The sequence below is a fragment of the Jiangella mangrovi genome (assembly GCF_014204975.1).
GTDB classification, from domain to species: Bacteria; Actinomycetota; Actinomycetes; order Jiangellales; family Jiangellaceae; genus Jiangella; species Jiangella mangrovi.
The window spans coordinates 2051834-2067149 of record NZ_JACHMM010000001.1; the positions used below are offsets into that span (position 1 = coordinate 2051834).

18 protein-coding genes and 2 tRNA genes are annotated in these 15316 nt (G+C 73.5%); 12 read left to right on the plus strand and 8 right to left on the minus strand.

What is annotated here, in order from left to right:
• Window positions 1-295: 295 nt before the first annotated feature.
• Window positions 296-386: transfer RNA gene (locus tag HD601_RS09495), tRNA-Ser, on the minus strand.
• 70 nt (window positions 387-456) lie between these two features.
• On the opposite strand from HD601_RS09495, the gene HD601_RS09500 reads away from it, so the two are divergent.
• Both HD601_RS09500 and HD601_RS09505 read left to right on the plus strand, forming a co-directional pair.
• On the plus strand, window positions 457-1110 hold the full coding sequence (locus HD601_RS09500) for a phosphoribosyltransferase family protein (protein ID WP_184821322.1): 654 nt from the start codon (window positions 457-459) through the stop codon (window positions 1108-1110).
• A gap of 245 nt (window positions 1111-1355) precedes the next feature.
• Window positions 1356-2909 carry an LCP family protein gene (locus HD601_RS09505; protein ID WP_184821324.1) on the plus strand — a complete coding sequence of 518 codons (1554 nt, stop codon included), beginning with the start codon at window positions 1356-1358 and terminating at the stop codon, window positions 2907-2909.
• A 1-nt stretch (window position 2910) separates the two neighbouring features.
• Here HD601_RS09505 and HD601_RS09510 read toward each other — a convergent pair whose 3' ends face one another.
• Genes HD601_RS09510 through HD601_RS09520 form a run of 3 tightly spaced genes read right to left on the minus strand, consistent with a single transcriptional unit; the run spans window position 2911 to window position 4641 of the window.
• Entirely contained in the window at window positions 2911-3903 is a 993-nt protein-coding gene (locus HD601_RS09510) for a hypothetical protein (RefSeq protein WP_184821326.1), read from the minus strand.
• A 41-nt stretch (window positions 3904-3944) separates the two neighbouring features.
• Window positions 3945-4421, minus strand: a complete 477-nt coding sequence (locus HD601_RS09515; RefSeq protein ID WP_184821328.1) for a hypothetical protein — start codon at window positions 4419-4421, stop codon at window positions 3945-3947.
• 43 nt (window positions 4422-4464) lie between these two features.
• Window positions 4465-4641: a hypothetical protein gene (locus HD601_RS09520; protein WP_184821330.1), complete on the minus strand. Its 177-nt coding sequence runs from the start codon at window positions 4639-4641 to the stop codon at window positions 4465-4467.
• Between the two features lie 288 nt (window positions 4642-4929).
• Here HD601_RS09520 and HD601_RS09525 point away from each other — a divergent pair, with 288 nt between their 5' ends.
• Genes HD601_RS09525 through HD601_RS35590 form a run of 3 tightly spaced genes read left to right on the plus strand, consistent with a single transcriptional unit; the run spans window position 4930 to window position 6667 of the window.
• Window positions 4930-5628, plus strand: a complete 699-nt coding sequence (locus HD601_RS09525) for a hypothetical protein (RefSeq protein WP_184821331.1) — start codon at window positions 4930-4932, stop codon at window positions 5626-5628.
• On the plus strand, window positions 5628-6194 hold the full coding sequence (locus tag HD601_RS09530) for a DUF6529 family protein (protein WP_184821333.1): 567 nt from the start codon (window positions 5628-5630) through the stop codon (window positions 6192-6194). The genes HD601_RS09525 and HD601_RS09530 overlap by 1 nt, the downstream gene beginning before the upstream one ends.
• 8 nt (window positions 6195-6202) lie before the next feature.
• On the plus strand, window positions 6203-6667 hold the full coding sequence (locus HD601_RS35590) for a Rieske 2Fe-2S domain-containing protein (protein WP_184821335.1): 465 nt from the start codon (window positions 6203-6205) through the stop codon (window positions 6665-6667).
• A 6-nt stretch (window positions 6668-6673) separates the two neighbouring features.
• On the opposite strand, the gene HD601_RS09540 is transcribed toward HD601_RS35590, so the two are convergent.
• Window positions 6674-6766, minus strand: a tRNA-Ser gene (locus HD601_RS09540).
• A gap of 46 nt (window positions 6767-6812) precedes the next feature.
• Between HD601_RS09540 and HD601_RS09545 the strand changes: the two genes are divergently transcribed.
• Window positions 6813-7568: a phosphotransferase gene (locus tag HD601_RS09545; protein ID WP_184821337.1), complete on the plus strand. Its 756-nt coding sequence runs from the start codon at window positions 6813-6815 to the stop codon at window positions 7566-7568.
• A 16-nt stretch (window positions 7569-7584) separates the two neighbouring features.
• Here the strand turns inward: HD601_RS09545 and HD601_RS09550 are convergent, their stop codons facing one another.
• A complete protein-coding gene (locus HD601_RS09550; protein WP_221440739.1) occupies window positions 7585-8415 on the minus strand; it encodes a sulfurtransferase in 831 nt (276 codons plus the stop codon).
• A 102-nt stretch (window positions 8416-8517) separates the two neighbouring features.
• On the opposite strand from HD601_RS09550, the gene HD601_RS09555 reads away from it, so the two are divergent.
• From HD601_RS09555 to HD601_RS09570, 4 genes are read left to right on the plus strand one after another with little or no spacing between them, the layout of a single operon-like run.
• A complete protein-coding gene (locus HD601_RS09555; protein ID WP_184821341.1) occupies window positions 8518-8961 on the plus strand; it encodes an SRPBCC domain-containing protein in 444 nt (147 codons plus the stop codon).
• Window positions 8958-9311 (plus strand): ArsR/SmtB family transcription factor, encoded by a 354-nt coding sequence (locus tag HD601_RS09560; protein WP_184821343.1) that lies wholly within the window; start codon window positions 8958-8960, stop codon window positions 9309-9311. Before HD601_RS09555 ends, HD601_RS09560 begins: the two co-directional genes overlap by 4 nt.
• Window positions 9308-9691, plus strand: a complete 384-nt coding sequence (locus HD601_RS09565; RefSeq protein ID WP_221440740.1) for a VOC family protein — start codon at window positions 9308-9310, stop codon at window positions 9689-9691. Before HD601_RS09560 ends, HD601_RS09565 begins: the two co-directional genes overlap by 4 nt.
• 48 nt (window positions 9692-9739) lie before the next feature.
• The gene (locus tag HD601_RS09570) at window positions 9740-10135 is read left to right on the plus strand and encodes a VOC family protein (RefSeq protein ID WP_184821345.1); all 396 of its coding nucleotides are present in this window, start codon (window positions 9740-9742) and stop codon (window positions 10133-10135) included.
• Between the two features lie 30 nt (window positions 10136-10165).
• On the opposite strand, the gene HD601_RS09575 is transcribed toward HD601_RS09570, so the two are convergent.
• Complete coding sequence (locus HD601_RS09575; RefSeq protein WP_184821347.1) at window positions 10166-10732, minus strand: hypothetical protein; 567 nt, start codon at window positions 10730-10732, stop codon at window positions 10166-10168.
• Window positions 10733-12361 (minus strand): long-chain-fatty-acid--CoA ligase, encoded by a 1629-nt coding sequence (locus HD601_RS09580; protein WP_184829647.1) that lies wholly within the window; start codon window positions 12359-12361, stop codon window positions 10733-10735.
• Window positions 12362-12599: 238 nt separating this feature from the next.
• On the opposite strand from HD601_RS09580, the gene HD601_RS09585 reads away from it, so the two are divergent.
• Window positions 12600-13946, plus strand: a complete 1347-nt coding sequence (locus HD601_RS09585) for an ammonium transporter (protein WP_184821349.1) — start codon at window positions 12600-12602, stop codon at window positions 13944-13946.
• Window positions 13947-14025: 79 nt separating this feature from the next.
• Complete coding sequence (locus tag HD601_RS09590) at window positions 14026-15309, plus strand: glycoside hydrolase family 15 protein (protein WP_184821350.1); 1284 nt, start codon at window positions 14026-14028, stop codon at window positions 15307-15309.
• Window positions 15310-15316: the final 7 nt, after the last annotated feature.

Sequence of the window (15316 nt, forward strand, 5' to 3'; positions counted from 1 at the left end):
GGCGTCATGGCTGCGGGTCGTTGGTTCGACAGGGTGGGTCGACGTGGGTGTAGCGATCACGCAGCGGCACCCGTGGTGCCAACGGCACGGTGCGGGACCAGAAGGCCTCTATGAGCACGGCGCCATCGCGGTGAGTATGCAGGTGTTGGGCCCTGACCCGTCGAGGTCGGGTCCGCGCGGCGCACGCGGTCGCGATGATGCAGAAGAGGCTGATTCGAGTCTCGCGAGAACTGCAGTCGGATGCACGTCGGGCCGGTCCGTGTCTCGGACCGGCCCTGCGATGGTGCTGGTGGTGCGGAGGCGGCGGGATTTGAACCCGCGAGAGGGTTTGAGCCCTCAACCCGCTTAGCAGGCGGGCGCCATAAACCGGGCTAGGCGACGCCTCCTTCGCCCGGGTGCAAGACCGGGCGACGCAAGGCTACCGTTCCACGGCCGGAGACGGCAAAGTCAGGTGGTGTGAGGCCTCGTGCACGACTCTGGCGGGACCGCCGCGACGCGGGCGAGCAGCTCGGTGCGGCGGTCCAGGAGCAGCTCGGCGACGTCGAGGACGTGCTGGTGCTGGGGTTGCCGCGCGGCGGCGTGGCCGTCGCGGCACGGGTGGCCGCCGCCGTCGGCGGGGAGCTGGACGTGCTGGTGGTGCGCAAGGTCGGCGTCCCGTGGCAGCCGGAGCTCGCGCTGGGCGCCGTCACCGCGTCGGGACACCGGGTCGTCAACGGCGAGGTCGCCCGCCGCATCCACCTGGGGACGGCGGAGGTCGAGGACGCCTTCAGCCGCGCGCAGGGCGCCGCCGAGGAGCGGGAGCGGCTGCTGCGCGGCGACCGCCCGCCGCCGCGGCTGAGGGCCAGGACCGTCGTCCTCGTCGACGACGGCATCGCGACCGGCGCGACGATCCGGGCGGCGGCCGAGCTGCTCGCGTCGGCCGAGCCGGGGCCGGGACGCGTCCTCGTCGCGGTGCCGGTGGGGCCTAGGGACACCGTCGAGGATCTGGCCGCCACCGTGGACGCCGTCGTGGTGCTGCGGATCCCGGCGTCGTTCAACGCGGTCGGCGAGTGGTACGACGACTTCGCTCAGGTCGAGGATGCCGACGTCCGGGGTCTGCTGGGCCGGTGACAGGGCCGCTGATCGTGCCGGCGATCGTGCCGGTGATCGTCGTCACGTCGGCAACCTTTGTGGCTGTTCGGGCGTCTTGTAACAGAGACGGTTACACGGACGTCCGGCTGGGCCAGGCCTCGGTGTGATTATCCTGGCTTCGGCGAATAGAGCGGATCATGAGAGCTGACGACGACGCGAGAGCGAGGAGGGGTGACCGGCAGGTGGCGCGTGCCCGACGAGCTCAGGGTGCTCGACGCGCTCGGTTGCAGTCGCGCCGGCAGCAGCGCAACGAGCGCTACGGCCGGTTCATCGGCTTCACCGCACTCGGCTCGCTGATCCCGGGCACCGGCCTCATCGCCGCGGGCAAGCGGCGTCTGGGCACGACGGTGCTGGTGGTCCTGGCGGCGTTGGCCATCCTCGGCCTGGCCGTGCTCGCGCTCGTCCCGAGGTCGGAGCTGCTCTCGTACGGTGGCGACCGGCAGATGATGCTCATCGTCGGCACGCTGCTCGCGGCCGGCGCGCTCGCCTGGCTGCTCATCGCCCTCGGCACGCACCGCTCGCTGGAGCCCCAGGGCCTCACCGGCGGCAAGCGGCTGGCCGGCGCCCTCGTCGTCATCCTGTGCGCGTCGGTCGTCGTCGCGCCCATGGCGCTCGGCTCGCGGTACGCCTTCACCCAGCGCGAGCTGGTCGGCAACCTCGCGTCGTCCGGCGCCAGCAACACCACGCCCGAGGTCGACGTGTCCGACCCGTGGGCCGACAAGCCGCGGCTGAACGTGCTGTTCCTGGGCGGCGACGCCGGCGAGGGCCGCGAGGGACTCCGTCCGGACACCCAGATCCTCGCCAGCATCGACACCGAGACCGGCGCGACGACCATGATCTCGCTGCCGCGCAACCTCCAGCGCTTCCCGTTCCCCGAGGGCACCCCGCTCGCCGACGCGTACCCCGACGGCTTCGTGGGCGGCGGCGACGCCGGCGAGTGGATGCTCAACGCCGTCTACCGCAACGTCCCGCGCGACCACCCCGACGTGTTCGCGGGGGTCGGCGACCCCGGCGCCGACGCCACCAAGTGGGCCGTCGAGGGCGCCCTCGGCATCGAGGTCGACTACTTCATCATGGTCGACCTCAACGGCTTCGAGGCGGTCGTCGACGCGCTCGGCGGCATCACCGTCGACGTGCCGCGCGACATCCCGTGGGGCAACAAGAGCCTCCCGGACGGCAGCTGCACCCAGGCCAACGGCTACATCCAAGAGGGCGACGACCAGCTCCTGGACGGTTTCCACGCACTCTGGTTCGCGCGGTCGCGGTGCGGCAGCGACGACTACGAGCGCATGGAGCGCCAGCGCTGCGTCATGAACGCCATCGTCGACAAGGTCGACCCCACGACGCTGCTCAGCCAGTACCAGAGCCTCGCGACGGCGGCCGGCGACATCGTCACGTCCGACGTGCCGGCCGACCTCTTCCCCGAGCTGATCAAGCTCATGGTCAAGGTCCGCTCGCAGCCGCTCGAGAGCCTGACCCTCGACAACGAGTTCTTCGGCAGCATGGGCACCACGTCCAGCGACCCCGACTACGACGAGCTGCACGCGCGCATCGCCGAGATCCTCGCCGCCACCCCGGCTGCCCCGCCGGCCGGTGAGACCGCGCCGCCCAGCGACACGACCGAGGCCACCGGCCAGTCCGCGAGCGACGCCGGCACCGACCGGGCCGCCTCGATCCAGCAGACCTCCGGCACCACCGAGGAGCCCGCCGACGGCGAGAGCGGCGAGGCCGAGGAGCCCGCCGCCGACGAGCCGGTCGACACCGGCGCCGTCTGCTGACTCACTCGTACAGCACGTAGTCCGGCGTCGGTACCAGCGCCAGCACCTGTGCGGGCGTCATCAGCGGGCCCAGCGCGGTGTCCTCGTCGAAGAACAGCTTGAAGCCGGGTGCCACGGTCGCCGGCTTCGTCGCCATGAGCGTGGTCCAGGTCTTCTCCTTGTCGGCGCGGCTGCCGATGCCGTCGACGCTCTTGATCGGCACGACGCCGGGATGAGCCACCAGGGCCGACTCGCCCTCGACCACCGACGAGTGCACCTGGTGGAACACCATGACCTTCTCGGGCAGGTCGTGCTCCTGCACCAGCGCCGACAAGTAGGCGGCGACGGAGTCCAGCTCGGCGCCCGTGGTGCTGCCGTAGACGTCGCCGGGCACCTCGCCCGGCCCGACCGCCCACTCCGGGTCCAGCGCCAGCCCGACGTCGGGCTCGAGCAGCCAGTGCTCCAGCCGGGTGACCTCGGAGAGGAAGTCGGCGCGGCCGGGCTGGATGTTGAGCAGCAGTAGCGCGCCGTGGCGGCGCGCGGCCTCGAGGTAGGCGGCGATGACGTCGTCGGGCTCGTGCGTGCGGTACAGCCCGTCGGCGGCCGGCGACCCGTGCGCGACGACGGTGATCAGCTCGAAGACCGGCAGGACGGTGCGGCCGTCGACGGCGTACTCGGCGGCGAGGGCGTCGATCTGTGCCGCCGCGGCGTCCAGCGCGTCGGGCTCGAGCCGCCCGAACGCCGGTGATCGCCCGCCGGCGAACCCGACCAACCGGTGCTCGGGCAGGATCGTCGTCCCGCCTCCGGGCAGAGTGGCCGACGGCGTCGGGCTGGGGGTGGGTGACGGGGTGGGTGACGGCGACGGGGTGGCCGACGGGGTCCGGGTCTCCCCGGGCGACGACGACGAGGCGGACCAGGGTGTGGGCGTGCGCGCGGTGTCGGTGACGCCGGTGCCCGCGGCACACCCGGCCGCCGTGAGGACGGCGGCCGTCAGCAGGACGAGTGATCTACGCACTCGTTGCAGTGTGCCCGGAATGCCGGGACCACATGCGAACCTCAGCCGAGATCGTCGTGACCGGACAGTGGCCGGTAGCCGCGGTCACGGTTGAGCCGGCCGCGCAGCTCGCGGGCCAGCACCCGCGGCTCGACGTCGATGGACGCGGTGCGGATGAGGCTCTGCCGGCCGCCGGAGAGGTCGACGGACACGACCGCGCCGTCGGTCTGCACCTTGCGGACGTCGCGCCAGGGCACGCGCCGGCCGAAGCCGAACCCCGTCGCGTTCACGAAGCCGTCGTCGTCGAGCACCAGCCGGGTGCCGCGGCCGAACACCCGAAGCACCCCCACCACCAGGACGACCAGCGCGACGAGGCCGGCCAGCGCGAGGACCACGAGCAGTGTGCCGCGCAGCCAGCCCGAGAGGCCGGCCGACAGCACCACCGTCAGTGCGATGACGACCAGGCCGAGGCCGGCCGCGCCCACGCCGACGCCGCGGACCGCGAGCTGGGTGGGAGGGCCGTAGACCGTGCGAGTCACGCCGACAGTGTGACACGCGAGCGCAGGTCAGCCCCGGTGCGGGTCAGGCCGTGGAGGCCATGCGGGCGCGGTTCTCGGCGATGATCCGGCACAGCGGGCACAGGTCGAGCCCGTGCCGGCGGGTCCAGCCGGAAAGCGTCGCGCGTGCGTGGTGCGGCGTCGAACCCAAGGTACCCAGGTCGCCGCATTGGTCGCAGACGATGGCCACCTGTGCGCTCATGGTGCTCCTCGCTGTCTGTTCGTGCGCCACCCCCGCGGCGCGTTCCCACCCTGTGTCAAGAATGCCTGACCGATAGTGATGCCGCTTGCAAACTCGCCGGGCATCGCGACCGGAAGCATCCGTGACCTGCTCCCAGGCTAGCGAGGAGACCACCGCGAGGTGGGCGAAAACGATCAATTGGCGGGATGGCGGGATTCGGGTGCCGGATCTGCGTAGGAACTCCCTACCCAGGCCGGGCGCCCGGCCCTAGCATGAGCACGCCCCGACAGCGACGGCGGAGGTTGGAGCATGCCTCGCAACAGTCCGCTGGTGACGCTGCTCGCCGGCGGTGCGCTCGGCGCCGGTCTGCTGATCGCGAGCATGGCCGCGACGCCGGAGGAGCCGGCGGCCGACGCCGAACCGGCGGTCGCCGAGACGGAGACGCCGGCCGCCGAGCCCACCGCCACCGAGGCGGCGACCGAGGCACCGGAAGAGACGCCCGAGCCGACCACGCCCCCACCCGAGCCGCCCGCTCCGGCCGAGCCCGAGACCTACGTGGGCTACGTCGACGGCGGCGGCGCCTCGGTCGCCGTGATCATCGACGGGGCCGAGGCGATCGCCTACGTGTGCGACGGCGCGAGCCGCGAGGCCTGGCTGGCCGGCACCGCGAGCGACGGCCGCATCGAGCTGACGGGCGAGCGCGGGTCGCTGTCGGCGGCCTTCGACGGCACGGTCGTCCAAGGGGAGACGACGGTCGACGGGCAGAACTGGACCTTCACCATCGCGCAGGTCGACCCGCCCGAGGGGCTGTACCGCTTCGCCGACACCGTGTCCGGCGGCGCCGAGGTCGTCGGCGGCTGGATCGTCCTCCCTGACGGCACCCAGGTCGGCGCCGTCAGCGTCGACGGCGAGACCCGCCCGGCCGAGCCGATCGACGTCGGCACCGGCCGGGTCACGGTCGAGGGCGACGACGTCCAGGCCGAGCTCCAGACGGACGGGAGTCTGTGATGACCGACCAGGCGGCGCACGCCGTCGAGCCGGAGCGACGGACGGCGCTGCTGCTGGTCCCGTTCCTCGTCGGCTCGGCCGTGGCGATCGTGCTCGGCGTGTACGGGAACGTGCACACGCCCACAGGGATCGCCGTCAACGTCGCGGGCTTCTCCGGTCCGCTCGAGGCCAAGGTCTGGCTCACGTCGGCGGCGCTGGTCCTCGCGGTCGTCCAGATCGGATCCGCCCTGGCGATGTACGGCAAGCTGGGCCGGCTGGGTGCTCCGTCCTGGATCGGTGCGCTCCACCGCTGGTCGGGGCGGGCGGCCTTCCTGCTGGCGGTGCCGGTCGCCGTCCACTGCCTCTACGCGCTCGGCTTCCAGACCGCGACGCCGCGCGTCGTCGTCCACTCGCTGGCCGGGACCCTGTTCTTCGGCGTGTTCACCGTGAAGATGCTCGGCCTGCGGCGCGACGGGCTGCCGGGCTGGGCGCTGCCCGTCCTCGGCGGCGTGGCGTTCACGCTCCTGGTGGGTCTGTGGTGGACCTCGTCCCTGTGGTTCTTCACCACTTTCGGCGTTCAGTTCTAGGAGGCGTAGTGACAGCGGGTACCCCGAGGCGGCACGTGCTCGTGCTGGGCGCCGCCGGAGTCGTGACCGCCGCGACCGGCTGCACGGTCTACGGCGACGAGGACCCGCCGGCCCCTCGGCCGACCGCCGACGGGGATGGGAGCGGGGGTGACGGGGGCGGCGGCGGTTCCGCCGTCGCCACGACCGGCGACGTCGAGGTCGGCGGCGGCTTGATCCTCGCCGACCAGGGGGTCGTGATCACCCAGCCCACCGCGGGCGACTTCCGCGGCTTCTCGTCGGTCTGCACGCATCAGGGCTGCACGGTGACCTCGGTCGGCGACGGCACCATCGACTGCGCCTGCCACGGCAGCCGGTTCTCGATCGAGGACGGCTCGGTCGTGCAGGCCGCCGCCGGCCTGAGCCCGGACGACCAGGACCCGCTGCCCGAGGTGGCGGTGAGCGTCGACGGCGACCAGATCAGCATCGCTCCGTAGCTGTAGCGGAGGGCATGGGATTCGAACCCATGAGGACGGAGAGGGCCCCGCCCTAGAACTTTTCAAGAGTTCCCCGTTCGGCCACTCCGGCAGCCCTCCAGGCAGTGCAAGTGTGCCATGTCCGGCGTGTGGCAGCATCGGGCCGGTGAGCGAGGGCGAGACGTCGCTACCGGGCGGCCGGGTTGGTGGTGCGGTCCGCGTCGGCGACACCGTACGGCGCCCCGCCGGGCCGTGGACGCCGGCCGTGCACGCGCTGCTCGGCCACCTGCGTGCCGCCGGGCTCGACGGCGTTCCGGAGGCCCGCGGCCTCGACGAGCAGGGCCGCGAGATCCTCGCGGTCATCGACGGCCGGGCCGTCGCGCGCGACGAGGTCGTCTCAGACGCGCTCCTGGCCGACGGCGTCCGCTGGCTGCGCCGCTACCACGACGTCGTCGCCGGATACCGGCCAGTCGGCGAGGTGACCTGGCGGCACGGACGGCGCGCGCTCGGCCCCGGCGAGGTGGTCTGCCACAACGACCCCGCCGCCTACAACTGGATCGCCGACGGCGACCGCGTGGCCGGCGTCGTGGACTGGGACATGTGCGGACCGGGCGTGCCGCTGGACGATCTGGCGTTCGTCGCCTGGATGTCGGCGCCCCTGCGGGTGCCCGGTCCCGCCGAGGTCGCCGCCGCCCGGCTGCGGCTCATGGCACAGGCCTACGGCGACGTGGACCCGGTGCGGCTCCTGGGCCATGTCACGACCCGCATGAGCGCCGCGACCGACCGCATCGAGGCCGGTCAGCGCCGCGGCGACCCGGGCCTGCTGAACCTGGCGGCGGCCGGTGAGCCCGGCCGGACCCGCGCCGCCGTCGCGGAGCTGGCCGCCCGCGCCCCGGCGATCGTCACCGCCCTCGGGAGCTGAGCTCTCGGGTGGCCGGTCAGGAGCCGGTCGCGGCGGGGCGATCGGGGTCGTGGGACCACTGGGACCAGGAGCCCGGGTAGAGAGTGGCGTCGATGCCGGCGATCGCCAGGGCGGCCAGCTCGTGGGCCGCGGTGACGCCCGAGCCGCAGTAGACGCCGACCGGGCGGTCGCCGTCGGCGCCCAGGGCGGCGAAGCGGACCCGCAGGACGTCGGCCGGCAGGAAGCGGCCGGTCGGGTCGAGGTTCTCTGTGGTCGGCGCGCTGACCGCGCCGGGGATGTGGCCCGCGCGCGGATCGACCGGCTCCACCTCGCCGCGGAAGCGCTCGCCGGCCCGGGCGTCGAGCAGGACGCCGCCGGACGCCACGGCGGCCGCGTCGTCGGCGGACAGGGTCGGGAGGGCGCCCGGGCGCAGCGTCACGTCGCCCCCGGGTGGCGTCACCGGGCCGGTCTCGAGCGCGCCGCCGGCCGTGGTCCATGCCGCCAGCCCGCCGTCGAGCAGCCGCACCTCGGCCAGCCCGGCCCAGCGCAGCAGCCACCACGCACGCGCCGCGGATGTGCCGCCGAGGTCGTCGTACGCGACGACGGTGTCGCCGTCGTTCACGCCCCATCGCTGGGCTGCCGTCTGCAGCACCGCGACGTCGGGAAGCGGGTGGCGTCCCTCGGCCGGCGACGGCGGTGCGGCGAGCTCGGTCTCGAGGTCGGCGTAGACCGCACCGGGCAGGTGTCCGGCCAGGTAGTGGTCGTGGCCGTGCGGGTCGCCGAGCTTCCAGCGCACGTCGAGCAGCACGGTCCGCTCTCCCGCGGCCAGCCGCCGGCCGAGTTCCTCGGTGTCGATCAGCACGCTCATGACGCTCACGCTAGCCCAGCACGATCTGCAACCCACGAGTTGCGCGACCATCGACCCATGTGCAACCCTGGGGTTGCGCTACGGAAGGAGAGCGAAGCGACCATGACCACCGACCGCATCGAACGCGGCATCGTCATCGCCGCCACGCCGCGGCGGGTGTGGGACATCGTCACGCGGGCCGAGCACCTGGGCATCTGGTTCGCCGACTCCGCGGCCGAGATCGACCTGCGCCCCGGCGGCGCCCTGACGCTCACCTGGCAGGAGTACGGGGTGTCGCGCGGCGTCGTCGAGACCGTCGAGCCGCACACCACGTTCAGCTTCCGCTGGGCCGTCGACGACCAGCGGCCCGGCGACGGCAACTCGACCCTCGTCGTGTTCACGCTGACGCCCGACGGCGAAGGCACCCGGTTGCGGGTGGTCGAGACCGGGTTCGCCGACCTCGCCGGCGGCGCCGACGAGCAGGCGCGGCACGTCGCCGAGAACACCGAGGGCTGGCGGCTCGAGCTGGACGAGCTGCGCGCCTACGCGGAGTCCGCCGCGCCATGAGCCGCCCCGGCGCCTCGGCGCTCGACGCCGTCCTGGTCGCGCTCGCCGAGCCGACGCGGCGGCAGCTGCTCGACCTGCTCGCCGACCGCGGCGAGGCCAGCGCCAGCACGCTCGCCCAGTCGCTCCCCGTCACTCGGCAGGCCGTGGTCAAGCACCTCACCGTGCTCGACGGCGCCGGCCTGGTGACCGGGCGGCGGGCCGGCCGCGAGGTGCTCTACCGCGCCCGGCCGGAGCGGCTGGCCGAGGCGGCGCGCGGCCTGACCGACCTGGCGGCGGCGTGGGAGTCGCGGCTGGCGGTCATCAAGGCACTGGCCGAAGCCCCCGAGACACCCGAAGGAGACCCATCGTGACCTTCCAGGGCAGCATCAACATCGCCATGAAGATCCCCACCGCTCAGTTCGACCAGACCGTCGCGTTCTACCGCGACGTGCTGGGCCTGCCGGCTGAGGACGTCACCGGCACCGAGATCGCGTCGGGCGTGGCCCGCAGCGTCGGCGTCGAGTTCGGCCCGAACAAGCTCTGGCTCGACGAGGTGCCGAACTACAGCCGCGCCGACGTCTGGCTGGAACTGTCCGCCGACGACCTCCCGGCCGCCATGGAGCACCTGGCCGCCGCCGGCATCACCGCGCGCGACGAGCTGGAGCCGCTGCCGGACACCATGCGGGCGCACTGGATCGCCAACCCGGCCGGCGTCGTGCACCTTGTCGCCCAGCGCAGCAGCTCCGGATGAGCATGATCCGGAAGCCTTCCGACCGGAACCGGGTCTAGCGTCGCGGGCATGGCGACCCTCTGGACCCTCGGCGGCGACGCCGCCGACCCGCACCTGCTCGCGGCGTTCTGGGCCTTCGCGCTGGGCTATGTGCCTGAGCCGGGCTACGACGACCCTGACGGCGCCTCGATCGTCGACCCCGACGGCCATGGCCCGGCCATCGGCTTCCTGCGGGTTCCCGAGCCGAAGACGGCGAAGAACCGGCTGCACATCGACCTCCGGGTCGCCGGTGAGCCGCCCTGGGACTGGCTGGAGCGCGCCGACCTCATCAGGGCGAAGGTCGCCGCGCTCGCGGGCCGCGGTGCCACCGCCGTCCGCGAGGAGCACTACACGGACGAGCGCGGCAGCGTCCTCGGGCACGTCGTCATGCTCGACCCCGAGGGGAATGAGTTCTGCGTCGCCTGATCTCGGCCCTTGGCCGACGGAGCGGGCGGACTAGTCAGTCGAGGCGTCGCGGGTCCACGTCTCGTGCGTGGCGATGACCGCCGTCGAGTGGGCGCGGCCGTCGGAGCCGCCGACCTCGGGCCGCCCGAGCACGCGGGCGCCGTCGACCTCGAGGGTCGCGTCGGTGCAGAACGTCAGCAGGTTCGTCAGGGTCCAGGGCACGCCGCCGAGCCGCCACGCCGTCGCCTGCCCGGGCCGAGTCTCGACCGGCCGGCTGATCGTCGTCACCACCCGGGTGCCGTCGGCGCCGACCACCTTCGCGCGGGCGTGGTCGGAGCCGATGTGCCACTCGACGACGTCGCACTCGACCGGCTCACCGATCTCGGGCAGCCCGTCGAGCTCGGGGAACCAGCGGCTGAACGTCTCGGCCAGCCAGCCGCCCAGCTCGAGGTCGGGGGTGAGCAGACGGACGACGTCGTCGCCGTCGACCCAGGCCAGGACGGCCAGCCCGGCGCCCTGGACGCTCCACTCCGCCTCCCAGAGCGAGACGAAGCCCGCGCGCGACTCCGCGCGCATGAGCGTGGCGCACGGGTTGGCACCGATGAACTCGACCGGCATTCAGCCGAGCGTAGTGACGTTCAGGTCGTCGTGGGCGTAGGCCGCGCGAATGATCTTCTTGTCGAACTTGCCGACGCTCGTCTTCGGGATCTCGGGGACGACGGCCCAGCGCTCCGGCAGCTGCCACTTCGCCACCTTCGTGGCCAGGAACTCGCGCAGCTCCGTCACGTCGACCGACGCACCCTCCCGGACGACGACGGTGGCCAGCGGCCGCTCGCCCCACTTCTCGTCGGGGACGCCCACGACAGCGGCCTCGACGACGGCGGGGTGCGCGGCCAGGTGGCCCTCGAGCTCGACCGAGCTGATCCACTCGCCGCCGGACTTGATGACGTCGCGGGCGCGGTCGGTGAGCCGGAGGTAGCCGTCGGGCGTGACGGAGCCGACGTCGCCGGTGCGTAGCCAGCCTTCGTCGAAGTGCTCCTCGTCGTCGCCTTCCTGGAAGTACGACGCGGTGATCCACGGCCCGCGGACCTGCAGTTCGCCCACGGACTCGCCGTCCCAGCCGACCTCGTCGCCGTCGGGGCCGACCAGCCGCGCCTCGACCGGCGCCGCGAACCGCCCCTGCGTGAGCCGGTACCCGTCGACGTCCTCGTCGGCGGCGTCGACGGGCGGCCGCGAGAACGTGCCGAGCGGGCTCATCTCCGTCATCCCCCAGGCGTGCAGCCCCGTGATGCCGCGCGCGTCGAGGGCGCGCATCAGCGTCTCGGACATCGCCGAGCCGCCCACCACGAGGTCCGTCAGCGAGGAGACACCGGTCTCGGGGTGCGCCTCGAGGTGCTCCAGCAGCCCGACCCAGACCGTCGGCACGCCGGCGCCCTTGTTCGGCCGGGCCGCCTCGATGAACGCGGCCAGCGGCTCCGGGGTGAGGAAACGGTCCGGCATGGCCAGCGACGTGCCGGTGGCGAACGCGGCGTACGGCAGCCCCCACGCCAGCACGTGGAACTGCGGGACGACGGTGAGCAGCAGGTCGCGCGCGGAGAGGTCGAAGACGTCGGGCATGGCCTCGGCCAGCGCGTGCAGGTAGATCGAGCGGTGGCTGTAGACGACGCCCTTGGGATGGCCGGTGGTGCCCGAGGTGTAACACATGGCGGCGGCCGAGCGCTCGTCGACGTCGGGCCAGTCGTAGGTCTGGTGCTGCGCCGCCAGCAGCGTCTCGTAGTCGTACACACCGACGCCGGAGCCGTCGAGGACCGCGCGGTCGGCCTGGCCCGCGACGATGACGTGGCGGACCGACTTCAGCGCCGGCAGCAGCTTCGCGAACCCCGGCAGCAGCGAGGCGTCGACGATGACGACGCGGTCGGTGGCGTGGTTGGCGATGAAGGCGATCTGCTCCGGGAAGAGCCGGATGTTCAGCGGGTGCAGCACCGCGCCCATGGCCGGGACCGCGAAGTAGGCCTCGACGTGGCGGTGGTTGTTCCACATGAACGTCGCGACGCGGTCGCCCGGCTTCACCCCGAGGCCCGCCAGCGCGCCGGCCAGCCGTGCCGCTCCGCGGGCGATGTCGCGGAAGCGCACCTCGTGAGTCCCGGTGCCCGTCGCCGTGACCACCCGGCTGCCGCCGTGGATCGTCGCACCGTGCTCGAGCAGCCGGCGCACCTGCAGCGGAACGTCCATCATCGTGCTGGTGATCACGAGACCTCCCCATCGAGGACCCGGCGACGCCGGTATCTGTCGCTCCACCCTGCCGCAGGATCGTCGCTGGTGGAAGTGGTGATCACGGGTTAACGGCGGCGACATGCCGGCCGCGCTCACGACATCACCTTGTAACGGCCTGCGCCGTCCCGGGAAACGCCCGGGGAACACGCTGTCCGCGTTCGGATGTCGCAACGACGCGGCACGGCTGACGTATGGGAGGGGACGGCACTCCATGGATACCGGAGACACCGCCTGGATTCTCGCGTCCACGGCACTGGTCATGCTGATGACTCCGGGCCTCGCGCTGTTCTACGGCGGCATGGTCCGGGCGAAGAGCGTCATCAACATGATGATGATGAGCTTCGGCGCACTCGGCGTCATCAGCGTGCTGTGGATCCTCTACGGATACTCGATGGCCTTCGGCACCGACCTCGGCGGCGGTCTCCTGGGTGACCCCAGCGAGTTCTTCGGGCTCTCCGGCCTGATGGATCCGGAGGCTCTGTCCGGCACGATCCCGACGATGCTGTTCGTCGGTTTCCAGGGCATGTTCGCGGTCATCACGGTCGCGCTGGTCTCGGGCTCGATCGCCGACCGCGCGAAGTTCTGGACCTGGCTGCTCTTCGCCGCGATCTGGGGCACGCTCGTGTACTTCCCGGTCGCGCACTGGGTGTTCGCGTTCGCCGACGGCGACGGCGGCTGGATCGCCGACCGCCTGCTCGCCATCGACTTCGCCGGTGGCACCGCGGTGCACATCAACGCCGGTGCGGCCGGCCTGGCGCTGGCGCTCGTGCTCGGGCGGCGGCGCGACTTCGCCAAGGGCGCGCACCGCCCGCACAACCTGCCGCTGGTGCTGCTCGGCGCCGGCCTGCTGTGGTTCGGCTGGTTCGGGTTCAACGCGGGCTCCGCGGTGGGCGCCAACGGCACGGCGTCGGTCGCGCTGGTCAACACCGTGGCGGCGACCGGCGCGGCGATGCTGGCCTGGATCGTCGTCGAGAAGTTCCGCGACGGCCACGCGACCTCGCTGGGTGCGGCCTCGGGCACGGTGACCGGCCTGGTGGCCATCACGCCGGCCTGCTCGGCGCTGAACCCGGTCGGCTCGCTGGTGCTGGGCGCGGTGGCGGGCGCCATCTGCTCGCTGGTCGTCAACCTGAAGTTCCGCCTCCGCTACGACGACTCGCTGGACGTCGTCGCAGTGCACTTGGTCGGCGGTCTGGTCGGCACGGTGGCGATCGGGTTCCTGGCGACGGCGGACGCCCCGGCCGGCGTCGACGGCCTGTTCTTCGGCGGTGGCGTCGACCAGCTGTGGCGGCAGGTCGTGGGCGCCGGCGCGGTGCTCGGCTACTCGTTCGTCGTCACGTACCTCATCGGCCTGGTGCTGCAGAAGACCGTCGGCTTCCGCGTCGACGACGACCACGAGGTGGTCGGGGTCGACCGCGTCCACCACGGCGAGTCCGGCTACGAGATCGGCGCCGAGGAGTCCGAGGACGTCGTCATGGCTCGCGTGGCCGAGCCGGCCGCCCCGGCGGCCGCGGCCCCGGGCCGCGTCGTCCCCGCCGGGGGTGACGTCGCGACGGCCTGATCCGCCGGCGGCAGGACCGCGCCGCGGCCCCGGGGTGTCCCGCCCCGGGCCGCGGCGTCGCCGTCCCTAGAGTGGGACGATGGAGCCCGACCCCGCGAGCGAGCTCGGCACCCGTGGCACGGCGTGGTCCCCCGAGACCCGGCTGTACTCCGACGGCGTCGTCGTCGGCGCGGACGGCGGCCCGGTGATCGTGCCGCCCGGAAGCGGTCTGCGGCGGCTGCCCGGCACCGGCTACCTCGACCCGGAGTCCGGGACGCTGCCCGGTGCGGCCCTCGCCGCGGCCGACGAGGTGGCCATGGCGCGCGAGATCCTGGCCGGCACCGACCTCCCGGGCCGCGGCACGCCGTACGAGGCCATGGCCGAGGAGGCGCTGCTCGACATCGGCGTGCTGACCTTCCCCAACGGCGCCGCGGTGGCGGCCGGCAGCCCGTACTGGCGCTACGTGTGGCCGCGCGACGCCGGGTTCATGGCCGCCGCGCTGACGGTGTCGGGCCGGCCGGAGCTGGCGTACGCGCAGCTGGCGTACGTGGCCGCCATGCAGGAGGACGACGGCACCTGGCAGGCGCGCTACCTGCCCGACGGGTCGCGCGGCGTGCCGGACGACCGCGGGCTGCAGCTCGACGGCATCGGCTGGACGCTCTGGGCGGCGTGGGTGTTCGCCGGGGCGACGGCGAGCGACCCGAGGCCGCTGGCGGCGATGGTCCGGCGCTCGGCCGGGGCGGCGCTGGCCGCACTGGACCCCGCGACCGGGCTGCCGCGGGCGTCGCAGGACTTCTGGGAGATGGACCTCGACGAGGCGACGCTCGGCTCGGCCGCGCCGCTGCTGCTCGGCCTGCGGGCCGGGCGCGACCTGCTCGCGCTGATGGGCGACCACGAGCATGCCGCTCGGGCCGCCGACGGCGCCGCGCGGCTGGCCGAGGCGGTCACCAGCGGGTTCGGTGCGCACGGCTACGCCCGCCGGATCAGCGGGACCGGCGGCCGCGACGCCTCCGTCGCGTTCCTGCTGCCGCCGTTCGCGCCGCCGGCCGTCGGCGTCGAGGCGGCCTGGCGAGCGGCGGTCGACGCCACCACCGTCGGCAACGGCGGCGTCCGTCCGGGCGAGGAGTGGGCCGATCTGGTCACCGGCTGGACTCCGCAGATCTCGCTGCACGCCCTCACCGCCGCGTCGGCGGGCGACACCGCGCTCGCGCACCGGCTGCTCAGCTGGCTGGACCTGCGCCGGACCGCGCTCGGGGCGCTGCCGGAGAAGGTCACCGCCGCGGGCCGGCCGGCCGCCGTCGCGCCGCTGGGGCTCACCGGCGCCACCGTCCTGCTGGCGCTCGCCGCACTCGAGGGCCGGCCGCTCCCCGTGCCTGCGGACTGACGGCGGC